This is a genomic window from Metasolibacillus sp. FSL K6-0083, from assembly GCF_038630865.1.
Classification (GTDB): domain Bacteria; phylum Bacillota; class Bacilli; order Bacillales_A; family Planococcaceae; genus Metasolibacillus; species Metasolibacillus fluoroglycofenilyticus.
This window is the reverse complement of the sequence record NZ_CP152046.1, coordinates 846894-869020: the sequence shown is the minus strand read 5'-3', so window position 1 is coordinate 869020 and position 22127 is coordinate 846894. Positions and strand designations below refer to the sequence as shown.

23 protein-coding genes are annotated in these 22127 nt (G+C 37.7%); 15 read left to right on the top strand and 8 right to left on the bottom strand.

The window, feature by feature from the left end; genetic code table 11:
* Nucleotide 1: 1 nt before the first annotated feature.
* The 7 genes from MHB51_RS04025 to accC all read left to right on the top strand — a co-directional run bounded on the left by MHB51_RS04025 (nt 2) and on the right by accC (nt 4566).
* Nucleotides 2-376 (top strand): hypothetical protein, encoded by a 375-nt coding sequence (locus tag MHB51_RS04025; protein ID WP_066163665.1) that lies wholly within the window; start codon nt 2-4, stop codon nt 374-376.
* Between the two features lie 3 nt (nt 377-379).
* Complete coding sequence (locus MHB51_RS04020) at nt 380-1291, top strand: stage III sporulation protein AE (RefSeq protein ID WP_342472583.1); 912 nt, start codon at nt 380-382, stop codon at nt 1289-1291.
* A complete protein-coding gene (locus MHB51_RS04015; protein WP_161485061.1) occupies nt 1288-1425 on the top strand; it encodes a hypothetical protein in 138 nt (45 codons plus the stop codon). The genes MHB51_RS04020 and MHB51_RS04015 overlap by 4 nt, the downstream gene beginning before the upstream one ends.
* A 50-nt stretch (nt 1426-1475) precedes the next feature.
* A complete protein-coding gene (locus MHB51_RS04010; RefSeq protein WP_066163661.1) occupies nt 1476-1877 on the top strand; it encodes a hypothetical protein in 402 nt (133 codons plus the stop codon).
* Complete coding sequence (locus tag MHB51_RS04005) at nt 1874-2410, top strand: SpoIIIAH-like family protein (RefSeq protein ID WP_066163660.1); 537 nt, start codon at nt 1874-1876, stop codon at nt 2408-2410. The genes MHB51_RS04010 and MHB51_RS04005 overlap by 4 nt, the downstream gene beginning before the upstream one ends.
* Before the next feature lie 285 nt (nt 2411-2695).
* A complete protein-coding gene (gene accB, locus MHB51_RS04000) occupies nt 2696-3190 on the top strand; it encodes an acetyl-CoA carboxylase biotin carboxyl carrier protein (RefSeq protein WP_066163658.1) in 495 nt (164 codons plus the stop codon).
* Between the two features lie 14 nt (nt 3191-3204).
* Entirely contained in the window at nt 3205-4566 is a 1362-nt protein-coding gene (gene accC, locus MHB51_RS03995) for an acetyl-CoA carboxylase biotin carboxylase subunit (RefSeq protein ID WP_066163656.1), read from the top strand.
* 232 nt (nt 4567-4798) lie between these two features.
* Here accC and MHB51_RS03990 read toward each other — a convergent pair whose 3' ends face one another.
* The gene (locus MHB51_RS03990) at nt 4799-5284 is read right to left on the bottom strand and encodes a hypothetical protein (RefSeq protein WP_066163654.1); all 486 of its coding nucleotides are present in this window, start codon (nt 5282-5284) and stop codon (nt 4799-4801) included.
* A gap of 332 nt (nt 5285-5616) precedes the next feature.
* Here MHB51_RS03990 and MHB51_RS03985 point away from each other — a divergent pair, with 332 nt between their 5' ends.
* Nucleotides 5617-6024: an Asp23/Gls24 family envelope stress response protein gene (locus tag MHB51_RS03985; protein ID WP_066163653.1), complete on the top strand. Its 408-nt coding sequence runs from the start codon at nt 5617-5619 to the stop codon at nt 6022-6024.
* Between the two features lie 208 nt (nt 6025-6232).
* Here the strand turns inward: MHB51_RS03985 and MHB51_RS03980 are convergent, their stop codons facing one another.
* On the bottom strand, nt 6233-6991 hold the full coding sequence (locus MHB51_RS03980) for an SDR family oxidoreductase (protein WP_066163650.1): 759 nt from the start codon (nt 6989-6991) through the stop codon (nt 6233-6235).
* Nucleotides 6992-7155: 164 nt separating this feature from the next.
* On the opposite strand from MHB51_RS03980, the gene MHB51_RS03975 reads away from it, so the two are divergent.
* The 5 genes from MHB51_RS03975 (at nt 7156) to MHB51_RS03955 (ending at nt 12882) form a co-directional block, all read left to right on the top strand.
* Nucleotides 7156-7716, top strand: coding sequence for a TetR-like C-terminal domain-containing protein (locus MHB51_RS03975; RefSeq protein WP_066163648.1), 561 nt, complete (start codon nt 7156-7158; stop codon nt 7714-7716).
* Between the two features lie 43 nt (nt 7717-7759).
* Nucleotides 7760-8266 carry an RNA polymerase sigma factor gene (locus tag MHB51_RS03970; RefSeq protein ID WP_342559035.1) on the top strand — a complete coding sequence of 169 codons (507 nt, stop codon included), beginning with the start codon at nt 7760-7762 and terminating at the stop codon, nt 8264-8266.
* Nucleotides 8253-9188 carry a hypothetical protein gene (locus MHB51_RS03965; RefSeq protein WP_066163644.1) on the top strand — a complete coding sequence of 312 codons (936 nt, stop codon included), beginning with the start codon at nt 8253-8255 and terminating at the stop codon, nt 9186-9188. The genes MHB51_RS03970 and MHB51_RS03965 overlap by 14 nt, the downstream gene beginning before the upstream one ends.
* Before the next feature lie 55 nt (nt 9189-9243).
* Entirely contained in the window at nt 9244-10743 is a 1500-nt protein-coding gene (locus tag MHB51_RS03960) for a carboxypeptidase M32 (protein WP_342559034.1), read from the top strand.
* A gap of 210 nt (nt 10744-10953) precedes the next feature.
* Complete coding sequence (locus MHB51_RS03955; RefSeq protein ID WP_066163642.1) at nt 10954-12882, top strand: TaqI-like C-terminal specificity domain-containing protein; 1929 nt, start codon at nt 10954-10956, stop codon at nt 12880-12882.
* A 1-nt stretch (nt 12883) separates the two neighbouring features.
* Here MHB51_RS03955 and MHB51_RS03950 read toward each other — a convergent pair whose 3' ends face one another.
* Both MHB51_RS03950 and MHB51_RS03945 read right to left on the bottom strand, forming a co-directional pair.
* Nucleotides 12884-13570 carry a hypothetical protein gene (locus MHB51_RS03950; protein ID WP_066163638.1) on the bottom strand — a complete coding sequence of 229 codons (687 nt, stop codon included), beginning with the start codon at nt 13568-13570 and terminating at the stop codon, nt 12884-12886.
* A gap of 4 nt (nt 13571-13574) precedes the next feature.
* Nucleotides 13575-13799 (bottom strand): helix-turn-helix transcriptional regulator, encoded by a 225-nt coding sequence (locus tag MHB51_RS03945; protein WP_066163636.1) that lies wholly within the window; start codon nt 13797-13799, stop codon nt 13575-13577.
* A 243-nt stretch (nt 13800-14042) separates the two neighbouring features.
* On the opposite strand from MHB51_RS03945, the gene MHB51_RS03940 reads away from it, so the two are divergent.
* Nucleotides 14043-14597, top strand: a complete 555-nt coding sequence (locus MHB51_RS03940; protein ID WP_342559033.1) for a hypothetical protein — start codon at nt 14043-14045, stop codon at nt 14595-14597.
* 182 nt (nt 14598-14779) lie between these two features.
* On the opposite strand, the gene MHB51_RS03935 is transcribed toward MHB51_RS03940, so the two are convergent.
* From MHB51_RS03935 to MHB51_RS03920, 4 genes are all read right to left on the bottom strand, one after another.
* A complete protein-coding gene (locus MHB51_RS03935) occupies nt 14780-16447 on the bottom strand; it encodes a cbb3-type cytochrome c oxidase subunit I (RefSeq protein ID WP_154098159.1) in 1668 nt (555 codons plus the stop codon).
* On the bottom strand, nt 16425-16925 hold the full coding sequence (locus tag MHB51_RS03930) for a cytochrome c oxidase subunit II (protein WP_066163632.1): 501 nt from the start codon (nt 16923-16925) through the stop codon (nt 16425-16427). Before MHB51_RS03930 ends, MHB51_RS03935 begins: the two co-directional genes overlap by 23 nt.
* 30 nt (nt 16926-16955) lie before the next feature.
* Entirely contained in the window at nt 16956-17081 is a 126-nt protein-coding gene (locus tag MHB51_RS03925) for a hypothetical protein (RefSeq protein WP_342559032.1), read from the bottom strand.
* Nucleotides 17082-17291: 210 nt separating this feature from the next.
* Nucleotides 17292-17750, bottom strand: a complete 459-nt coding sequence (locus tag MHB51_RS03920) for a chemotaxis protein CheX (RefSeq protein WP_066163629.1) — start codon at nt 17748-17750, stop codon at nt 17292-17294.
* A gap of 535 nt (nt 17751-18285) precedes the next feature.
* Here MHB51_RS03920 and MHB51_RS03915 point away from each other — a divergent pair.
* Entirely contained in the window at nt 18286-21894 is a 3609-nt protein-coding gene (locus MHB51_RS03915; protein WP_342559031.1) for a dynamin family protein, read from the top strand.
* Nucleotides 21895-22127 lie beyond the last annotated feature (233 nt).

Genomic DNA, 22127 nt, shown 5'->3' with positions numbered 1-22127 from the left:
GATGACAACGATATTTGCTGTTGTAATTTTACTTTTGCTCCTGCAATTAATTAAACAAGCAATCCCTTCACTACATTCTTTATTCACCATTATTTTTACATTCATTTTTCTGCAATTCGTTTTTGTACAATCTATCATACCGTGGGCTCGTCATTTTGTAACCATTATCCAGCATGTTCCCTATGCACTATCCTTACTTTATACAGCTATCGTGTTTTTATTGAGTGAGTTTATGTTTACGTTACTCGTGGACCATGAATATGAAGCGTTAGGGGAGGTGATGCGTATCGCTGTTCGTATCGCACTCGTCACATATTGGATGACCGAGCTAGAACCAGCGATACAAGCATTGTCAAATTTACTCAAAAGGGTGTAGTAAATGGACACGCTTATCAACGTCTTTCGTGAACCAATTTCAAATATTATATTCCTCATTGCAGTTGTCTCATTATACACATTAGTTTTTTTAATTATCGAAGCATTTGTACCTAGTGCAAAATCATGGCTAGAATCTTTATTTATTATTTTGCTTGTTTTGACAATAGGGGAGCTTGTCATAGAAGCTTTTCGAATCATGCGAGAGTTTGCTGAAATTTTATCTGCCTTTTTTTTAGCACTTATTCCCGTACTGACATCCGCAATGATTGTTCTTCAATCCATTTTAGCATTTGTTGCTTGGAGCCCGCTCGTCCTATTTTTATTGCAAATGCTTATGCATATTACGAATAAAGTGATGATCCCTGCGCTACTCGCTGCACTGTTATTTGACTTTTGCAGTCGTTTTGTACAAGGTATTTCTTTTAAAAAGCTAGCTGATTTGTTACGTATGACGTCGATGAGCTTAATTGCAGCATCATCATTAGCACTTTCACTCATCCTAACGATTTCTGGAGTCGCTTTCTTTGCGGTCGATTCTTCTGTCACAACCCCGTTAAAAAAGGTGGTAGAGCAAGCGATTCCCTTAGTAGGGTCAATCGTTGTGCAAGGCTTTTCAATGTTTCAAAAATTTCAAGGAACAGCGACAACAATTACTGGCTTTACAATGATTAGCGCTTTTTCAGTTGCCTCCTTTTATCCAGCAGGCACACTTTTGTTATATGCATTTAGCTGTAAATTGCTTGCCGCAATTACAGAGCCATTTACGAGTTCCAATGTCAGCGGTCTCATTGATGATATAGGAAATACACTATTTGTTTTATGCGCTATTGCGATATTGCTAGCTATTACTTTTATTTTCATTTGGTTATTATTATTTGTCATTATGCAGTTAGGGGTGGGCAAAAATTTGTGATGACGATATTAGCACTCGTTGTAGTTGGACAATGCTTATTATTGATTGCAGATGAGCAAAGATTTATTGTTTATGTTCGCTTGGCTCTCTTCCTTTGTTTTTATGCTTATATCGCAGATTTCTTGCGCATATAAAGGAAAGGCATCTCATATAATGTGGTAATTTTCCCCTAGGGAGCTGTGAAATGGTTGATAAAAAAGGGGGTAAGTTCAAGTATGTGGAGAAGCGATTAAATCTACCATTGATTATTATACCGATACTTTTAGTAGCAATTTTTCTCTTTACGAATCAAAAGACACCTGCAACAAATGGGCAAAATGAAAGTTCACTAGAGCAGACGTTACAAGAAATGGCTGGAGTAGGACAAGTAAAGGTGTATGTGCATTATGAAGGACAAAGCGATGCCATACTAAGCGATTATTTTCGTGCAAAGGAAGGTCGAGTGACAGGCGTATTAATTGTAAGTGAGGGTGCGGTAAAGCCAGCAGTACAGCGCGAGCTATTGCAAGTTGTAAGTAGAGTAATGGAAATACCTGTGCACCGCATAATGATTGTACCGATGCGAAACAAAGGAGATGGACAATGAAGGTAAAGCGTAGAACAGTTTGGTTTTTAACACTTTTTAGTTTAGCGGCAGTTATTGCTGTTTATTATGTATTTGAAAATGATAGAAATCTAAATTTGATGGCGATTTTCTCAGATAGCACAATGCAGGAAACGACATTAACTGGTTTACAAGAAGAAACGAGAGCGGTACAATCTGAAAGCTATTTATTTGAGCAAATGCGGATGGAAGTAGACCATGAGCGCAGTCAATTACGAGAGCAATACACGCAGAAAATTGCCTCAGATCAATATACGGCAGAGGAAAAAAATGAAGCATATAATGAAATGAATGCATTAATCAAGCAGGAATCGGCTGAGGCAATGCTTGAAATGCTAATAAAATCATTAGGCTACTCTGATGCTTTCGTTCGTGTAGAGGATGAGAAAGTAGCAGTAACCGTCATGTCAGATGAAATTTCCAAAGAGGAAGCGAATGAGATTATTTATATCGTCATGTCTGAGCAAGGTGAAGGCGTACAAGTAACAGTAAACGTGCAATCAAATTATTATTGAAATAATAATGTTTATGTGAGGTTTTTTTTAGGCGCTTTTCATAGAAGCGGCTTAATAAAAGCTTCACTTTTATTTTTTAGTTTGCATTATTTAGTCATTAGTCATTTGATGTCTTACAACTACTATAGTAGAAAAATAATTGTCAGAAAAAACAGTAATTTTGTCTTAGATGTGCTGTGTTACGCTAGTTTCTTGGAAATTTACAAATAACTATTTCAAAATGTCCTAATAAATTATAAAATAGTTATCGTAGTTATAATATTAAGCAATAAGGGAGAGTTTATAATGTTCAAAATTCAAGAGATTCGCGAAATTATTAAACTAGTAGATGCTTCATCAATTGACGAGTTCGTATATGAAGAAAACGGAGCAAAAGTAAAACTAAAGAAAAAAGGCAATGTAACAGAAGTTATCGCACCGAAAGAAGTAGTTGCAGCTGTAGCACCAGCAGCACCAGTTGTAGAGGCGGCACCAGCACCTGTAGCAACTCCAGCAGCATCAGCGCCTGTTGAAAAAGCACCTGTAAAGGAAGATACTGAGCTACACAAAATTACTTCACCGATGGTTGGTACGTTCTATCAAGCGCCAAATCCAGAAGCAGCGCCATATGTAAAAGTAGGGGATAAAGTAGGCGAAGAGTCAATCGTATGTATCGTTGAAGCGATGAAATTATTCAACGAAATCGAAGCTGAAGTGAAGGGCGAAATTGTTGAAATTCTTGTAAAAGATGGCCAGTTAGTTGAATATGGTCAACCATTGTTCTTAGTAAAAGCTGAATAAGAGGGGTGCTTTTCATGAAAAAAGTATTAATTGCCAATCGTGGCGAAATTGCAGTGCGTATTATTCGTGCATGTAAAGAGTTAGGTATTGAAACAGTTGCGGTTTATTCTGAGGCTGACGCAGAGGCGTTACATGTGAAGCTAGCGGACGAAGCATATTGCATTGGTCCACGTTTATCTAAAGATTCTTATTTGAGCTTCCCGGCAATACTTGGCGTAGCGCAAAAAACAGGTGCAGATGGCATCCATCCAGGCTACGGCTTCGTAGCGGAAAATGCCGATTTCGCAGAAGCATGTGAAAATGCAGGCATTAAATTTATTGGTCCATCTTCTGATTCAATTAAAATTATGGGTATTAAAGATGTGGCACGTGCAACGATGGAGAAGGCTGATGTACCACTTGTACCGGGAACAGGTATCGTACCAGATATCGAAACAGGTAAGGAATGGGCTGCTAAAATCGGCTATCCTGTTATTATTAAAGCAACAGCAGGTGGTGGCGGTAAAGGTATTCGCGTCGCTCGCACAGAGGAAGAGCTTGTAAAAGGAATTGATATTACACAAAAAGAGGCTGCTGCAGCATTCGGCAACCCAGGTGTTTATTTAGAGAAATTTATTGAATATTTCCGCCACTGTGAAATTCAAGTGTTAGCGGACGGACATGGCAACGTGGTGCACTTAGGCGAGCGTGATTGCACTGTGCAACGTCGCATGCAAAAACTAGTAGAAGAAGCGCCATCACCAGCATTATCTGAGGAACGCCGCGCAGAAATGGGTGAAGCAGCGGTCAAAGCAGCAAAAGCATGTAACTATGAGGGCGCAGGCACAATCGAATTTATTTACGATTACCAAGCAGATAAATTCTATTTCATGGAAATGAACACGCGTATTCAAGTAGAGCACCCAGTAACAGAAATGATTACAGGTGTTGACCTTGTTCAACAACAACTAAAAATTGCCGCTGGTGAGAAATTGCCGTTCAAACAAGAGGATATCAAAATTAATGGTTGGTCAATTGAATGCCGTATCAATGCTGAAAACGCATACAAAAACTTTATGCCATCTGCCGGTAAAGTAACAGACTATTTAGCACCAGGCGGCTACGGTGTACGCGTAGACTCAGCTGTTTACCCAGGCTACACAATTCCACCATACTACGATTCAATGGTAGCAAAACTAATCGTTCACGCGGATACTCGTGAGGAAGCAATCGCTAAAATGAATCGCGCATTAAGCGAGTTCATGGTAGAAGGTGTTCATACAACAATCCCATTCCACCAAGCTTTGATGAACAACGATGTTTTCAAATCAGCGAAATTCAATACGAAGTTCTTGGAAGAAAATGATGTGTTGGGTGTGGCTGAGAAGGCGAAGTAAGTATTTGGGGAATAGGATAGGAAATAGAACACCTATTAAAGTTCGCAATTTTATTACCTTCTAACTTTTATTAGTTAGGAGGTTTTTTTATGTCCAAAAATAAGCAGAGGACAGGGATATTTGAAAGGTACAAAGGACTTACGTGTATGAAGTTTAATTCTTTACGCAAGTCCTGTTTATTCTTAATTTAAGAATTTTTTAACGGGAAAATACTTTTATACATGGTTTTAAGTTAAATTATCTTGAGAATATTAAGTATGGTAAAAATAGCTGCAATAAAAGCAGTAAACTGAACAATAACAATAGGGAGTTTCAATAAAAAACTTTTTTTAGATAGGAACAAATTTCTCAAAACTTTAATAGCACCTATTGTTGTTCCATAGATGCCAAAGAAAAGCAAAATAAGAGTGATTAAGTTAACCCACCATATCGGGAAAAAATAATAAATAGTTGCCCAAGCAATTACTAGGCCTAAGCCTATCCCTAAATCGTCAAAGCCAAGTTTGACAGTTTGGTCTCCTAATTTATTTAGTTCTATTCCAAGGCCAATTATTCCTATAAGTAAAGATAATATGGTTAATAAGTATGAAAAAACTATGGAACCAGTATAGTAGGGGTTAAAATAAAGTAACCCTCCTATAATAAAAAAAGTAATCGAAAGTGCAATTCCTTGTTGTATATCTTTGACCTTGGATTCAACATTCACTGTTTTAGACATAAAACCCCTCCTTTGATTCTTAGATTGAGCTATCATACTGTTTTTGTACTTAACAATTTAGCTTATTAATTAAACTACCGAATAATAGGGCATTTTGAAAAGTGTAACACATCTATCCATTTTTTAAATCTCTTTCTATTTTATCAAGCGGACGCTTTGATGAAACACTAACAACAGCATCCCCAAAAACGGCAACTGCACGGCCTTTGGGATGCCCTACAAAATTGCTATGCAATTGCTAAGCATTTTCCATAAGGAATGTAGTATAATATAAAAAGTGGAAGATGGCTATAGTTAAGTAGCAATGCGAGAGAAAGAGAGGATGGCTGAACATGGCTGAAAAACAACCAACATCATTTGTACAACCAACGCCGACAGGAAAAGAAGAGCTAGGGCAAATTGAGGTAGCACCTGAGGTAATTGAGGTTATAGCGGGTATTGCTGCAACAGAGGTAGAAGGTGTAGCTGCGACGCGCGGAAATTTTGCATCGGGTGTGGTAGAAAAATTCGGTAAAAAAGTGCATTCAAAAGGTATCAAATCTGCGATGTCGGAGGATGGGCGTATTGTTATTGATGTATTTTGCTCAGTGAAATATGGCTTTACAGTACCTAAAGTAGCTAAAGATATTCAAGCATCAATTCGCCAAGCGATTTTTAATATGACAGCAATTGAGACGAGCGAAGTGAATGTGCATATTACAGCAATCCAATTTGATAATGCTAGTGCAAATAAGGCTTAATCAAAAAACTATCTGAAAGTAGTGTAATGGCACGCTGTCAGATAGTTTTTTTTGTTAATAAGACGGTGTAATAAAAATTGCGGTAGCGTCCAAGAAAACCTGCATAACAAGCATTTTGAACGCTACCGATATTATAAATAGCGATGATTTTAATAAAACATCACCGAAACGTCTGAATAGCAGTCTTTAAAACTGCCTTTTGTACGTCTTAATAAGCTGTCCAGCCGCCGTCTGCTGCGATGACTTGACCATTGATAAAGCTTGCATCGTCAGAGCCTAAAAATACGGCTAATGCAGCGATTTCTGAAGGTTGGCCAATGCGAGGGTTAATAGCCATACCAAGCTGTTGACGCTGCATACCTGTTTGGCTAACACTCGTCATGGAAGAAGCGATATTTGTTGCTACACCTCCTGGTGCGATGCCGTTGCAGCGAATGTTTTTGTCGGCATACATAAAGGCTGTATTTTTTGTAAGCCCGACTACTGCGTGCTTAGAAGCAGTGTATGCTGCCCCTGCACGTGCCCCGTATAAGCCCCCCGCTGAAATATTATTCACAAATACCCCGTGACCTTGCTTGAGGAAAATGTCAGTTGCAAGTCGCATCGCCTGCATAACCGCTGTCGTGTTGACAGCGAATACTTTTGCCCAACGTTCATTTACGACCTCACCAACAGGCTCCATTCCATCCATAATGCCGGCATTGTTGACTAAAATATCAAGCTGACCGTATGTTTCTATTGTTTTATCGAATAAGCGTTGTAAATCTTCTTCAGAAGTGACATCTGTATTAATCGCAAAAGCTTCGCCGCCCACCGCTTTAATTTGTGCTACGACTTCTTCAGCACCTGCCAAATTCAAGTCAGAAACGACTACCTTTGCGCCTTCCTTCGCATAGCTCTCAGCAATTGCTAAACCCATGCCTGATGCTGCCCCTGTAACGATTGCTACTTTTCCTTGTAATTTCATGTCTAATTCCTCCTAATGTTAGATGAGTGGATAAACAAAAAATATTGAACATCTGTTCATTAAAAATTATAATCTATAGGTGATAACGCTTTCAATACGCAATAAAACGTAGGATGTTCATTAAGCGACGTTTTATGAAAAAATGTTGAATAGGAGTGTTGGAAATGTCAGTGGATTTGCGAATTATTAAAACGAAAGAGCGGCTGCATGAATCATTAATCGCATTATTAAAAGAAATGCCACTTGAGAAAATAAAAATATCGGTGCTTTGCCAAAGAGCACAAATTAATCGTGGGACATTTTATTTGCACTATGAAAGTGTAGATGCTCTTTTTGCTGATTTTTTTGAGCAAATCATTGCCGATTTGCGCGAAGCTTATTTAGAGCCGTTGCGTACAAAATCACAGTTGAAAATAAAAGAGCTTGACCCGAAAACGGTTCGCATTTTTCATCATATTAAAAAATATGAAAGCTTTTATCGAATCGTATTTTCTAAAAATGTGCCACTAGCTTATTATTATATGCTGCTAGAGCAAATTACATTAAATTTGCAGCAAAGCACGAACGTTTCTAGCTATGATGAGGCGCTGCGTGAATATTTCGTTACATATCAAGCAAATGCCATTATAGGCTTAGCATTAAAGTGGGCACAGCGTGATTTTCAGGAAACGGCTGAGGAATTAAGCGAGATTCTCGTAAAAATTTTACGCAGTAAAAGTGAGTAAAATTTTTATGTCATCCGTCTAATTAAATAAGGGGGGGATGCGCATGCTTCGTATTGAGGAGCACTACGATACATATAGCGAGGAAATATTTCAATTTATTTATTTTTTAGTCGGCCATAAGGAAACCGCTGAAGATTTGACACAGGATACATTTGTTAAAGCATTGAAAAGTAGCATCACCTTTCGCGGGGATGCCAATATTAAAACATGGCTTGTTACCATTGCGCGTAATATCGTTTACGATTACTATAGGCGCAAACGTTTGATTCAGTTTATTCCGTTTATTGTAAACTATGAAGGAACCGAGGAAACATATACACCGGAGGCTTGGTTGCTGAAGCAAGCGGCTGATGCCGAGCTATATGCTGCACTAGGGCAATTAAAATTAGCGTATAGGGAATGCATTGTTCTACGGAAAATTGAAGGTTACTCCATCAAAGAAACAGCAAAAATTTTAAGATGCAGTGAAACACAAGTGCGCAATCGGACAGAGCGCGGCATGAAGGCATTACAAAAGCTGCTTGGGGGTGAAATAGATGAAATTAGATGAACGTTTGCAGCAAATAACGAGAGTGGAATGGGATGAAAAGCAGCGCCAACAGCAAAAGGAATCTATTAAAGCACAGCATTTGCGAACAACTCGCAAGCAATTATTCGCGCGTCAATTGGCGATTGCCTCCATTGCCTGTATTTTATTGCTGTTCTATTTCATTGATGTAAAACATGAGGAGCAAGTGCAACAGCAAATACAGTTAACAGATGAATTACAGCAATTAACAGTGCTATCTACAACGAAGCCCGAGCGTAATTTGAATTTGAATTCAGTTATGTATATGAATAAAAGGTCGACGAATGACCCTCAGCTATTGAAAGATTTTCAACGCATTATAACAGATGTGACGGTTATTGAGCAGGCTTGGGATGGGCAACTGCCCCAGCAAATACAATTGTATCAGCTACTTTTGACCTTTCAAAACGGTCAGCAGCTTTATTTAAAGTTTGCTAGCAACTATGGGGAACGTTTTGAATTATACGACGTTTATGGTGGCAAGAAATATGTATTAACGAATGAAGAGGATGTGTCCGCTCTTTATATATTATTTGAGAGAATTTTGAATCAAACGGTATCGACAAGTTGGAAAAAATACGCGTGGATTGCCTTTTTCAGCATATTAATTATTGATGCCGCCTTCATTAGTAAAAATCGCTATACTCGAGATGAGGATGGTAAAAAGAAAAGCTTACATTGGTCATGGAAAATCATGTATTCCGTTATTTTTGTGACCCCTTTAATTGTTTCTAGCTACTATTTAGGGACGGTGCATATTGGTTTGATTGCTGGTGGCTTAGTACTATCATTATTATTAGCTGAGTATTTTGAGGTGAAAAAAGGAATTAAGCGTGCGAATTGGCTTTGGGCGTTCATGACAATGTTTTTTGTCATATCGGCGATTGTACTTATCTTAATTTGATGCTTTCATTCCGAATCTCGAACTAATATAATAGAGAGGAAAGGGAGGCTTACAAATGACAGTTGAACAACAATTTGTAGATTATGTGAAGAAAATGCAAAACTATGGTGAGGCGTTGTCTGTAATTTATTGGGATATGCGCACAGGTGCACCGAAAAAGGGGTTAGCGCAGCGAGCAGAGGTTGTCGGGACATTATCTGCGGAGCTATTTGCATTGCAAACAGCAGAAGAGCTAGGCAATATGCTTGTAGAGCTCGAAGCAAAGCAAAATGAGCTTGATTTTGTGACAAAGCGTTTGTTTGAAGAAGTGAAAAAAGATTACGATGAATCTAAGAAAATTCCTGCTGCTGAGTATAAGGAATATGTGATTTTGCAGGCAAAGGCAGAAAATGCATGGGAAGAGGCAAAAGCAAAATCTGATTTCTCTTTATTCTTACCGCATTTAAAAGACATTGTAGCTTATCAAAAGAAATTTATTGGCTATTGGGGCATTAAAAATGGCTCAGCTTACAACACATTGCTAGATAAATATGAGCCAGACATGACAACAGATATTTTAGACAAAGTGTTTGGTGAGCTACGCGAAACGATTGTGCCTTTAGTTCAGGCGATTCAAGCATCTCCAAATAAACCAGATACAGCGATGCTCTTTAAGCACTTCCCGAAAGAGGGACAGCGTGCAGCATCATTAGAATTATTGGAAAAGCTAGGCTATGATTTTGATGCAGGACGCTTAGATGAAACGGTGCATCCATTTATGATTGGTCTGAATAGTGGTGATATTCGTGTGACAACAAAGTATGATGAAAATGATTTCCGCTCTGCTGTTTTTGGAACAATTCATGAATGTGGTCATGCTTTATACGAGCAAAATATTGATCCAAAACTAATGGGCTTACCACTCGCTAGCGGTACGTCAATGGGGATACATGAATCACAATCGCTATTTTATGAAAATTTCGTAGGACGCAATGTAGACTTCTGGAAGCGTCATTTTGAAGTGCTACAAAAGCATTCACCAGCTCAATTTGGCGATGTAGCGGTAGAAGATTTCTTAGCGGCAATTAATTTTGTAGAGCCTTCATTAATTCGTATTGAAGCAGACGAGCTAACATATCCATTGCATATTATGATTCGCTATGAAATCGAGCGAGAGCTATTTAACGGCGATTTGCAAGTGGAAGATTTACCACAAGTATGGAACGATAAGTACGAGGAATATTTAGGTGTTCGCCCAGCAAATGATGCAGAAGGTGTGTTACAGGATACACATTGGAGCGGCGGCAGCTTTGGTTACTTCCCATCCTATGCATTAGGCTATATGTACGCTGCTCAATGGAAGCATGCGATGGATAAGGATATACCAAACTTTGATGAGCTATGCGGGAAAGGCGAGCTATTACCAATCCGTGAATGGTTAACAGACAAGGTGCATCAATATGGTGCGCTGAAAAAGCCTTTTGAGCTATTATATGAAGCGACAGGTGAAGGCTTAAATGCACAATATTTAGCAAATTATTTAAAAGAAAAATATACAAAGCTTTACCAGCTATAATAATAAAAGAGGCGTTCGGAAAATCATTTTCCGATGCCTCTTTTCTATCCCATTAGCAAAATAAAAACCTTATTGCTTAAAGCTTCAGTTTATTTCAACATGTTTTTTTAGTTGGATATACTGTATGATAAAAATGTTGACTGTCAAATTAAACTAGCATATCATTAACGTGACTTATAATCTACATTGAAAGTAAGGGGTCTATAAAAAATGGTAGTACAAGAGAAAGAATTGGAATCAAGGATTATGGATTCTTTAAAGTTTAAAAAAGTGTTTAATGAATATTATGCGTTTTTTAAACATACGAAATCAGTAAATATAGTTTCATTATTACCTACAAATATAGTTTTGGACGATTCGCAAACAACTTCAGATAAAAATATTTTAGAGTTTTTCATACGAATTTCATTAGAAATTAATTCTACCTATACTATTGATGAATTAAAGCAAAAAGGGCAATTTTTCACAAGCAATATAGATGTCGTAAAGCTAATAATCAATAATATAATTGATTTTAAATCTGATTCGATTATTGATAAGAAAATTCTTGAACCTTCGTGTGGTACAGGAATTTTTATACTGATGATTATTCAAAGCCTATTTGATAATGGCTACTCGAAAAACGAAATTATAAAATTTGTGAATAACAATATTATTGGTTTTGATATTTCAAATGAAATGGTTTTTTTCACAAAGCTTAATATTTATTGTTTGATGTCATATTTATTTGAAGATTCGAAGCTAATAAACGAATTAAATCCAAAAGTTTTTGTAACTGATACAACTTTTAAGCCTGAAAATAAAATTGAACAGATGGAGATGTTTAATAGTAATTTATATTTTGTAGAAACAGAAGAGGCTAAAAATATTAAAATTAACTGTCTTGCTGATGATGCTTATAAATTTGATTATGTTTTAGGAAATCCACCGTATATTACATTATATGGTAGGAGAAGTGTGAAAAAATCAGAAGAAAAAAGAAATTATTATATTGATAATTATAAATTTGTCCCATCTCATGTGAAGAATGGTAAGTTTAATATGACGATGTTTTTCTTTGAACAATCAATAGACTGGTTAAAGGAAAATGGCTCTATATCATTTATTGTTGATGTCAGTTTATTTGAAACAGCGTATAAATATTTGAGAAAATACATTATAGAAAAGACTAAAATAAAATATTTAATAATTGATTTATCGACATTCGATGGCGTAGGAAGCGGACAAGTGATAATATCTTTACAAAAAAATAGCAATTTAGCTGAAAACCTAGAAAATAAAGTTACTGTTTTAAATTATGAAACAGGCGAAAAACAAATAATACTTCAGAAAAATTGGTATGAAGAGGAAGAGAATAAATTTTCAATTATTGATCATCGGGCTAGTGAAATTTTAAAGAAGATTGAGGAGAAGTCCGTGCCACTCCTCTCTATTTTCCCCGGTAAATCATTGAGAACGTGTACAATGTTATTGGATATGGAGGATAGATTTACCTATAAGGAAAAAATTGAAACACCTCATGAAATTATGCCTTATTATGTAGGTTCAAAGAGCTTAAAAGGGCCCTTTAGCGAACTTAGCTTTGATAAATATTTCGTGTATAACAAACCGTTACAAGACAGAATCAATGATGAATTAAAAGAACAGCTTGAGAAACAAGGAATTAAAAATAAGAAAAGAATTGGGTTAGGGCAGTTAGAAGTATATAAATCACCTAAAATTTTTATTAGGCAATCTGCAAAGCAATTAATTGCAACATTATCCTTTGAAACAGCAGCTGCAAATAATAGTCTATACTGCTTATCTGAGATGAAGGATGATGAAATCTCAGTAAATAAATTAAAAGTTACTTGCGCTCAACTCAATTCCACTATACTTACTTTTTACTCTTTATGTAAAAGAATTATTCGAATTTCAAAAGGGAAACAACCGCAAATTAAGGTTGGTGATTTGAAACAAATTCGACTAACCTTTGACGAAAACATTGTGAATCAACTTTTAGAAATTACCGATGAAATCATTTCAAATACGATTGAAACATCACTTGGTATAGAGCAAATTAACAATGTACTTTTTGATTACTACGGAATAAATGAGGCTGAGAAAAAGTTTATCTTTGAGCATATTGAAATGTACTAAACTACTGTTTTTCCGAGTCCCTATTCGAATTGATAAGTTGGATATAAATATCATCTAGCTTATCAATTTTTTGATTTAAGGCAATGATATTTCTATTATAACTTTCCCTATGCTTTTGAATTAATAATTCAATAAATTGTTCTCTCGTTCTATATTCCGGTTCAGCAGACATATTCACTTGCAGCTGTGGTTTAGGGTTTAATCGAAAAGTATGGTTGACATCTTTCAATGGATAAACCTTTGTATATTTCCCGGAGTGTTCGACGAACTTTAATCCTTCACCATCTTCCTCATAGTAGGCTAGTACAAATATTAAATAGAAATGCCCTTCCTTAATAAATTTAATTACTTTATTCGGCGTTCCAATATCAGGATTACTATCTAATGAAGATGTTTTAAAAGCTTTAAAGTCTATCCAAATTAGCTCTTTTCTTCCCATATAATCAAAATAACATTTGGCGTCATATGGATTTTTAGTTGCTCCTCTAGGTGCTTGTTCGGCATCAGTTAAATACGGATGATTATTGTTATTAATAGAAATCACAAAGTGTTCCTCTAAATAATCGCTTATTTCAGCACCAGCCCTTGCTTTTGCACGGATATTTAAGTGTAGGTTAGCTTGTATAATTTTTTCAACTTCTTGCTCTATGCTTTTACATAATTGTTTTTCATATGCTTTAAAATCCACTATTTTATTCCCCCTTAAAAAAATTAGTATTGAAGAATTCATAAATATTCATATCAAAACCATTGGCGATTTTTTCTAAAGTTTCTATTGTCACATTTCTTCTTCCATTCTCCACACTATTTATATATGTTCTATCTAGACCCGTTTTATATGCTAAGCCTTCTTGACTAATTTCATTTTGCTTTCTTAATTCCTTGATTCTCAGCCCAATTTTATCTTTAATATTCATTTAACCCATCCTTTATGCAAATCTTACCAAGCAAATTTTAGTTAAATGTCGACTTTGAGTCAACAGACTTTGAGTCACACTTCTGAAATTTGTGAAATAAAAAGACTGAGATTTTCTGTACTTCTAACAGATTAAACATTTAGACATGACATACCGATATGGTAAGGTCATCATATGAAATCATCAGCTTATGTAACAAATAAACCTCTAAGTCGTCTACTTCTATAAAAGGAGGGAGCAGCGGTGAAATTGCTTTCAATTATAGGGTTAACAATGCTACTCACAGCTTGTGGAGCCACACAGTCACAACAGGAGGAGCCACCCATGTCAATCTTCAATCAAGCAACAGCGCAAGTAGAGGAGGAGCCGTTTATATTAAAGCTCATCTCAGATAAGGAGCAATATAAAGTAGGGGAAAAGTTGGCCATTCGGGCGGAGCTTATTTATGAAGGGGAGGAGTCAGCTATCAATATAGCACATGGTGGCTCGTGGTTATTTTTAGAGACGACAAATTTAACGGAAGATTATCATTTTGGTGCTGCCATGAATGAACCGCTTATTTATACAAAATTAACGAAGGGACAACCTTTAGTAGAGGATTACGGCTTTTCTGGAGGTGCCTATATAGAAGGGCAGGGCGGTAAGCCGTATAGTGAGGAGCTATTTCAACAAATGGCAAAGATGAACTTTCCACCAGGACAGTATGAAATTAAAGCAACTACCCATTTTGGGATAGATGAAATAATAGGGGATATATATAAACTAGAAGCAAAAATAATTTTTGAAGTGATTGAGTGAAGAAAGCTGCTCCATTTTGCGAATGCAAATTTAATTTTCATTTGTTTATTTTAGTTCAAAAGACAATCCGCTTATTTATCCCATTTTCAAAGAAGCCCCTCTCTGTCTTTAAGGGCAAACACTTTGGAGTTGCATCATCAAAAGCGTCCGCCAAGCAGTGCTTGACGGACGCTTTTTCTACATTACCAAAGATTGTTGAAGCCTTTTGAGCCAGGTGGCGCGTTTTGAATAATATCAATGATTGGAACTGTATAAGCGAAAAGAATAATCGCTAATAAAATAACGCCCCATACTTTAAAGTTTTCAAGTATAGCAGGTGTTTTTTCTGCGCCAGGTGCTAATTCTGCAAGAGGGAAATCTTGCTCGCCCTTTGGTGCAAAAAAGGCTAACTGAATAACTAGATACGTAATTAGGATGATGGCGATGAAGAGAATCGTGCCACCAACAGCCTGGGCAATTTGGTATGGAATCCATTCCATTGCTTGTGTTGCACCACCATACTCAGAGTATTCTGAGCGGCGAGGTGCACCACCAAGTAAGCCAACAATATGCATTGCGCTCGACATGATGAACATACCTGTAGCCCATAAAATACCGACAATTACACCTAAGAAGTTTAGCTTTTTTGTTAGTACACGTCCTGTTAAGTGTGGAATTAGCCAGAAGGCAACCCCGAAAAATGTTAAGGCAACAGTTGTTGCTGCTGTTAAATGGAAGTGGCCAGTAATCCAAATTGTATTATGAACAAGCTGGTTCATTTGGTGTGATGCATTGACAATACCGCCTGCACCACCAGGAATGAAAGCAACCATTCCGATGAAAGGTAGTAAAAATCGACTATCCTTCCATGGCAAAGCTTTAAACCAGCCTAAAAGCCCTTTACTACCTAGCTCACGCCCGCGCAACTCGAACGTCGCAAACATGGCGAATGCTGTTAATAATGATGGCACGGTTACGAAGAATGTTAAAACAACTTGAATGAACTTCCATAGTCCATCGATACCCGGCTCTGTTAATTGGTGGTGAATACCAATTGGCACAGAGAAGATGAGAAATAGTAAAAATGCTAAGCGAGCTAATGCGTCAGAGAAAATTTTTGCACCGATAATTTTCGGTACAATTGTGTACCATGCCATATAAGCAGGTAGTAACCAGAAATACGTAAGCGCATGCCCGAAATACCAGAAAAATGTACGGCTTAAAAGCACATCTACGCGCTCAACCAAACCTAATGACCATGGTAAAAGCATGAATAATACTTCAATAGCAACGCCTAATGTTGCGACAATCCAAAGAAAGTTATTTACCGTCACCATAAATGCTAAGAGGGGAGAAGTTTCACCCTTATTCTCTTTGCGCCAAGCGAAAAAGCGCATAATTTGAGGTGCGATTAATGTCCAAGAACCTACTACTACGAATGTTAAGCCTAAATAGAAAATCCAGTGCGCTTTTAATGGTGCATAGAAAGTAAATAATACAGTGGCTTTGTTTAAAAGTACCATGACAGAAGCTGCTACAGTACCAGCAGTCATAAGCCAGAAGCCTAACCAACCAATTTTGCGTTGTCCGTCCGTAAGAGGTCCTACTGTGCGGCTAATTGCAGCGACTTGGAAGCCTAAAATAAAGAATGTTGTTAAAATAAGACCGAGTAATACACCGTGAACTGTTAAAACCTGATAATAACCAATGCCCCAAGGTAACTTAAATTGACCTGAACGAACTAATACTTGTAATAAACCAGCTAAACCGCCGACAAGCAATGCGATAAATGCAACATAAAAGTTTGCCATGGCTAACTTTGCATCGCGCGGGTCAACCTTCATAATTTTATTCACCATCGTTTGTTGCATTTGGGTCCACCACCTTTAATGTAGAATACATGAATGCATGCCCTGTACCGCAGTATTCATTACATACGATTAAGTATTCACCTGTTTTATTAACGACTGTTGTATATTCAGATATATAACCAGGTTCAAGCATCATATTAATGTTTGTTCCTGCTGCTTGGAATCCATGAATAACATCCTTCGTCGTTGCGATAAATTTCACTTTTGCATTTACCGGTAATTCAATGACGCCGGGATTATAATTGAATGCTGAAGCAATTAGTACGACTTCATAATCCCAATCCTTGCCCTCAACTTTATGGACACCGGGATTGTCAAATGGCTTGAAATCTTCAACTCTCTCATAATCGATAGTTTTTTTAGAGTCATTTGGATGTGAGCCACTGTGGAAAGCACCGATACCTAAAATAATTAAGAAAGCTACTAGCGTACCAGCACCAAACACCATCCACCATTTTTCATACTTATGTAGATGCATTGTTTTCAACTCCTTTAACGTTTAATGTCTTTAAAAACGATCCATAAATAGGCTGAAGCAATAGGCCCATATTAAAATAATGATTCCGCCAAGGGTTAAGGTCATAACAAGCGTTCCTTTTAAGTTTTCTTCCGCCTTCTTCTTTTTCGCCATCATTGTCCCTCCTATTATTAGATGTATATTTCGTACTTGTTTTAATCATATAGAAAACACATACATGACGATGTGATAAAAATCACAGTTGCTACGAAATTTTGTGAAAAAAATGTGAAGTATGGAAAGAGTAATATTTTCATAAAATGAAGGACGAGTTTTCCTCATAAAAACAGCTAGTAGGCATATGCCTACTAGCTGTTTTCGCAGTAATTATTCCTCATCATCAATTGTTAGTAAAATTGTAATGTCACCAATACCGCCGAGCGTTGCAGGGAGACGGAAAGCATGTTGGAAACCGTAAAGTTTTGTATGACCAACCATTACTGTAGGAGGTGTGATATCTAGCTCTAAATTTTCAGTGCCTACATGTGTACAGAGATTGCCAGCAATCATATTGCCAAGCTCGCCTGTAAATGATTCTAGCATTGCCCCCTCTAGTGGCATACCAAACATAGCAGCTCCGATTGACCCAAATGCCTCTGGTGTACTATCAATAATAATACGACCCTTTAAATCGCCAATTAAACCAATGAGTACGCCCATTTCTTGCTGTATGTATGGCTCGGTAGTAAGAGAAGGGGATTTAACATCTATGTCCATTGGTAAAATAGTTTTTAATGAGTGTATTGTCCCATTTAAAATCGTTTGTACATGCTTCGAAGTGCTCATAATATACCACATCCTTTTAGCTAATTTATTCAATAGTATCATGAAAGCATCTAAAAATATAGAATACAATGTGGATTGACGACAAAGAAAAAATATTAGTATAATAGATATGAAAATGATTCTCAGTATCAAATTAAGTGAGGTGTCCCGTATGATTTTTGCGATGACTGGCATCGTAGTTGTTGTATATGCAGCAATAGGCTCATACGTGTTAAAAAATACAATTAAATCGAGTTGACGAAAGGGGGCTGTCCGAAAAGTTTATATCTTTTCGGGCAGCCTTCTGCTTCTCCATTAAATATTTGCTAAATTCTTTGAAAAAGCATTAACGAGAGCGTCTAAATAGCAGACAGTGTACTGTTTTTTAGACATCACCCTCGTTTTTTTCAATTATATAGCGAAATTTTCGAACAAAGCGTGGTACTATATAAAGTGAAACTTCAATCGGTGCTCACACTGTTTGCAAGTAGCGTTTATGGGCGTTCATCGCGCTCAAAATGCAGAAACAATAAGAATAAAGGGGTATTACAGTATAATGGAAGTTTTTGAACAACAATTGCAGGAGCTGCTACAGCAATCAGCAATCCAATACATAATTTATAAAAATAATGAAGATATAGAGCGTATGGAGAAGCTGAATTTATTTGCACGTAAAATTTTACAAAAAGAATATGTTATCGGTTTTGCTGGACATTTCTCGGCTGGGAAGTCGAGCATGATTAATGCTTTATCAGGTGAAGATATTTTAGCAGCAAGCCCGATTCCGACAAGTGCTAATATTGTAAAAGTACATAAAGCAGAAGAGGATTATGCAATTGTTTATATGCATCATGATAAGCCAGTCAAATTTGAGGCAGGCTATGATTTTAAAACAGTAAAAGAGCTTAGCAAAAACGGAGAGCTCGTATCACAAATTGAAATTGGCCATAGCGGCTCTAATTTACCATTAGGTGTAACGGTAATGGATACGCCGGGGGTAGACTCAACAGATGATGCTCATGCGATGAGTACAGAATCAGCGCTGCATATTGCAGATATTGTTTTTTATACGATGGACTATAACCATGTGCAATCCGAGTTGAATTTCCAATTTACGAAGCAATTGATGAAATATAATCCGAATGTCTATTTAATTGTTAACCAAATCGATAAGCACCGAGATGCCGAATTATCTTTCGAGGATTTCCGTAAATCAGTTCATCAATCATTCGCAGCATGGGGCGTAGAGCCGAAAGATATTTTCTTTACTTCATTAAAGGATAAGGAGCATCCGCATAATGATTTTACAAAAGTAAAAAAAATCGTTATGGACTCGATGAAGGATTGGCAGGAGCAGCTTGTTCTGACAGCGAAAAACACGCTGCAAAAGCTACATCATGAGCACGAGGCTTTTTTAGCGCAACAAAAGGAAGAAAGCCTTGAGGAATTTGCGGAGGTGCTGCAGGCAGAAGATTGGGACACTCGCGCAGATATTTTAGAGCAATACGAATATTTAGCTCGTCAAACGACGTTATTCTCATATGAAGAATGGCAGCAAACATTTGATGAAAAGCGCAAAGATTTATTAGCAAATGTAGCTATTATTCCAGCAGATTTCCGTGAGAAGCTACGCAGCTACTTAGAGAGTAAGCAGGAAAACTTTAAAGTAGGTGGGTTATTTAGTGCGAAGCGCAAAACCGCGGAGGAACGAGAGCGTCGTATTGAGGAGGCGAATGCTGCCTACCAAGCGATAGTACAGTCGCAAATTATTGGGCATATAAAAGCATTAATGAAAGAAGCGCTAAGAAATGTTGGTGCTTTAAATGAGGAGCGTGCTACGGCCATTGACCAGCACAGCTTTGCTTTGCCATTTTCCATTATTGAGGAGCAAGTACAGTCTGGTGCACTTGTGACAGGCGATGCTTTATTGAACTTTGCCAACCGTGTGGCAGAAGCTACAAAACGATTTTTCATCCGCACAACGGATGCATGGCTTGAGGAGCAGAAGCCATTATTATCACAAGTAGCAACAGAGGCGAGTGCACCAGTGAAATTAAAAACAGCAGCACTTCAGCCGAAAGTAGATGCGATTCGTCAAATTCAGCAATTTGATGAACAGAAAGCATATAGCGATAAAGAAATGAAGCAGGCGAAAAATGAAACACGCGCATTGGCTAAATCACAAACAGCAAAATGGCAAAGCGATTTTGAACGAGCGTTAGCAGAAATTCGCCCATTTAGTGAAGAGATGTTAGCTAAAGATGAGGAACAGCAAATTGTCGAACATTTTGAGCAGCAACAAGTAGCGAATGCAAGCTACCAAACAGAAGAGGTCATTAGGCAAGCATTAAAAACTGCAAATGCGATTGGTAATGTGCAAGGTTTTGCGGAAGTCGCAAGCTTCTTACAGAAAAAAGTCGAGCGTTTACAAAAGAAGGATTTTACCATTGCATTATTCGGGGCGTTTAGCGCTGGGAAATCGAGCTTTTCAAATGCGCTGATGGGCTCAAAAGTATTGCCTGTGTCACCAAACCCAACGACAGCCGCTATTAATAAAATTCGTCCAGTAACTGCGGAGCATCCACATGAAACAGCAGATGTAAAGCTAAAAACAGCCGAGCAACTGCTAGAAGATATTCAAGGTTCGTATGCCGCGATTGGTTTAACGGTTTCCTCTTTAAAGGAAGCTTATACACGTGCGGAAGAAGGCTTGGCAGTGAAGCTAGTAGATGAACGTTTGAATATTCATAAGTCATTTATTCGTGCATATGCAGAAGGCTATAACGAATTTAAAGAGCAACTTGGTCAAGTGCTACGTGTCAATCGTGAGCAGTTTGAGCAATTTGTTGCACAGGAAAATAAATCGTGCTTCGTTGATAATATTGATTTTTATTATGATTCACCAATTACTAAAATGGGTGTCACACTCGTTGATACACCTGGGGCAGATTCAATTAATGCGCGCCATACAGGTGTAGCATTCGAATATATCCGCAATGCCGATGCGATTTTATTTATTACCTATTATAATCATGCTTTTGCCAAAGCAGACCGTGAGTTTTTAATTCAGCTTGGACGTGTCAAAGATGCATTTGAGCTTGATAAAATGTTCTTCGTCGTTAATGCTATCGATTTAGCAAACACGAAAGAGGAAGAGGAAGATGTAAAAAATTATGTGCGTAGCGAATTGCAACGCTTTGGTATTCGTTTCCCTCGCCTTTATGGTGTATCGAGTTTGCAGGCATTGCGTGAAAAGCAGCAGGCACAAGACTTAGCTTCAGGTATGCCGGCGTTTGAGGAGGCATTCCAGCACTTCTTAAATGACGAATTACAAGCACTTGCGGTTCAAGCGTTGCAAGAGGAAGTCGAGAAGGCGCATGCGCGTTTACATGATTTAATCGTGCAAACGGAGGCGAATCTTTTACGTAAAGATGACCGTTTAGAGGAGCTCACACAGCTGGAGCAGCATATTGAAAAAGCATATACAAGCGTGCAAACCGCGATGTTGGAATCAGACGCAAATCAAGAGCTAGATGAGCTATTATATTATGTAATGCAGCGCGTATACTATCGTTATCCGGATTTCTTCCGCGAAAGCTATAATCCATCGCAATTTGCCGCGATGCCTGCTGCGGCTGCTTTAGAAACATCATTAAAGGAAGTGCTGCAAGCATTAAGCTTCGACTTTACACAGGAGCTACGTGTGACGAACTTCCGCTTAACGCAATTTGTTGAAAAACGCATTGCTGAGCGCTTTAAAGAGGAAGCGCGTAGCTTGAAAGAAATAAACAATAGCTTTGCCTTTCTTGCGTATGAGCCAACAAAGCCGACAATTTTAGAATTTGCCGGCCCATTTACAGAGCATAGTAAATATACTTCTGTTAAATCGCATTTTAAAAACGTTAAAGCATTTTTCGAAAAAAATGAAAAAGAGCATTTAAAAGATGCATTAGAGCAATTAACGAAGCCTGATGCACAGTTGTATTTAGATGCCGAAAAAGCAAGATTACGTGAATGGGTAGCAGGCTATGTAGCAGATGAAGCAAATGCATTATCTCAATATATACGTGCACAGGCACTAGAGCAAATTGCTACGGAGCGCCGCCTGCTACAGGAGGAAAGTGCATTAGGCGAGTGGAAAGAGATTTACGCTCAGCTTAAATAAAGTGAAACTTCAATCAGTGGGGGGTTTTCCTCATCCCCACTGATTGTTAGTTGAACCAATCGGGCTTTTACGGGCAGTTGAACTTCCACTTAACCTTTAGTGTATTTTCAATCATTGGCATATCCCAGATTAGTGATAGCGGAACACAAGGGTTTTCACAGAATGTGAAAACCCTTGTGTGACCAATGTCGTGTTGGTCGAAAATAGATTTTACAGTCTAATAATACGGAGAA

What these genes read in the sequence shown, in the direction of transcription:
- MHB51_RS04025 (WP_066163665.1), top strand. Translation starts at nt 2, where the DNA reads ATGACAACGATATTTGCTGTTGTAATTTTACTTTTGCTCCTGCAATTA.
- MHB51_RS04020 (WP_342472583.1), top strand. Translation starts at nt 380, where the DNA reads ATGGACACGCTTATCAACGTCTTTCGTGAACCAATTTCAAATATTATA.
- MHB51_RS04010 (WP_066163661.1), top strand. Translation starts at nt 1,476, where the DNA reads ATGGTTGATAAAAAAGGGGGTAAGTTCAAGTATGTGGAGAAGCGATTA.
- MHB51_RS04005 (WP_066163660.1), top strand. Translation starts at nt 1,874, where the DNA reads ATGAAGGTAAAGCGTAGAACAGTTTGGTTTTTAACACTTTTTAGTTTA.
- accB (WP_066163658.1), top strand. Translation starts at nt 2,696, where the DNA reads ATGTTCAAAATTCAAGAGATTCGCGAAATTATTAAACTAGTAGATGCT.
- accC (WP_066163656.1), top strand. Translation starts at nt 3,205, where the DNA reads ATGAAAAAAGTATTAATTGCCAATCGTGGCGAAATTGCAGTGCGTATT.
- MHB51_RS03990 (WP_066163654.1), bottom strand. Translation starts at nt 5,284, where the DNA reads ATGTCTAAAACAGTGAATGTTGAATCCAAGGTCAAAGATATACAACAA.
- MHB51_RS03985 (WP_066163653.1), top strand. Translation starts at nt 5,617, where the DNA reads ATGGCTGAAAAACAACCAACATCATTTGTACAACCAACGCCGACAGGA.
- MHB51_RS03980 (WP_066163650.1), bottom strand. Translation starts at nt 6,991, where the DNA reads ATGAAATTACAAGGAAAAGTAGCAATCGTTACAGGGGCAGCATCAGGC.
- MHB51_RS03975 (WP_066163648.1), top strand. Translation starts at nt 7,156, where the DNA reads ATGTCAGTGGATTTGCGAATTATTAAAACGAAAGAGCGGCTGCATGAA.
- MHB51_RS03970 (WP_342559035.1), top strand. Translation starts at nt 7,760, where the DNA reads ATGCTTCGTATTGAGGAGCACTACGATACATATAGCGAGGAAATATTT.
- MHB51_RS03965 (WP_066163644.1), top strand. Translation starts at nt 8,253, where the DNA reads ATGAAATTAGATGAACGTTTGCAGCAAATAACGAGAGTGGAATGGGAT.
- MHB51_RS03960 (WP_342559034.1), top strand. Translation starts at nt 9,244, where the DNA reads ATGACAGTTGAACAACAATTTGTAGATTATGTGAAGAAAATGCAAAAC.
- MHB51_RS03955 (WP_066163642.1), top strand. Translation starts at nt 10,954, where the DNA reads ATGGTAGTACAAGAGAAAGAATTGGAATCAAGGATTATGGATTCTTTA.
- MHB51_RS03945 (WP_066163636.1), bottom strand. Translation starts at nt 13,799, where the DNA reads ATGAATATTAAAGATAAAATTGGGCTGAGAATCAAGGAATTAAGAAAG.
- MHB51_RS03935 (WP_154098159.1), bottom strand. Translation starts at nt 16,447, where the DNA reads ATGCAACAAACGATGGTGAATAAAATTATGAAGGTTGACCCGCGCGAT.
- MHB51_RS03930 (WP_066163632.1), bottom strand. Translation starts at nt 16,925, where the DNA reads ATGCATCTACATAAGTATGAAAAATGGTGGATGGTGTTTGGTGCTGGT.
- MHB51_RS03925 (WP_342559032.1), bottom strand. Translation starts at nt 17,081, where the DNA reads ATGATGGCGAAAAAGAAGAAGGCGGAAGAAAACTTAAAAGGAACGCTT.
- MHB51_RS03920 (WP_066163629.1), bottom strand. Translation starts at nt 17,750, where the DNA reads ATGAGCACTTCGAAGCATGTACAAACGATTTTAAATGGGACAATACAC.
- MHB51_RS03915 (WP_342559031.1), top strand. Translation starts at nt 18,286, where the DNA reads ATGGAAGTTTTTGAACAACAATTGCAGGAGCTGCTACAGCAATCAGCA.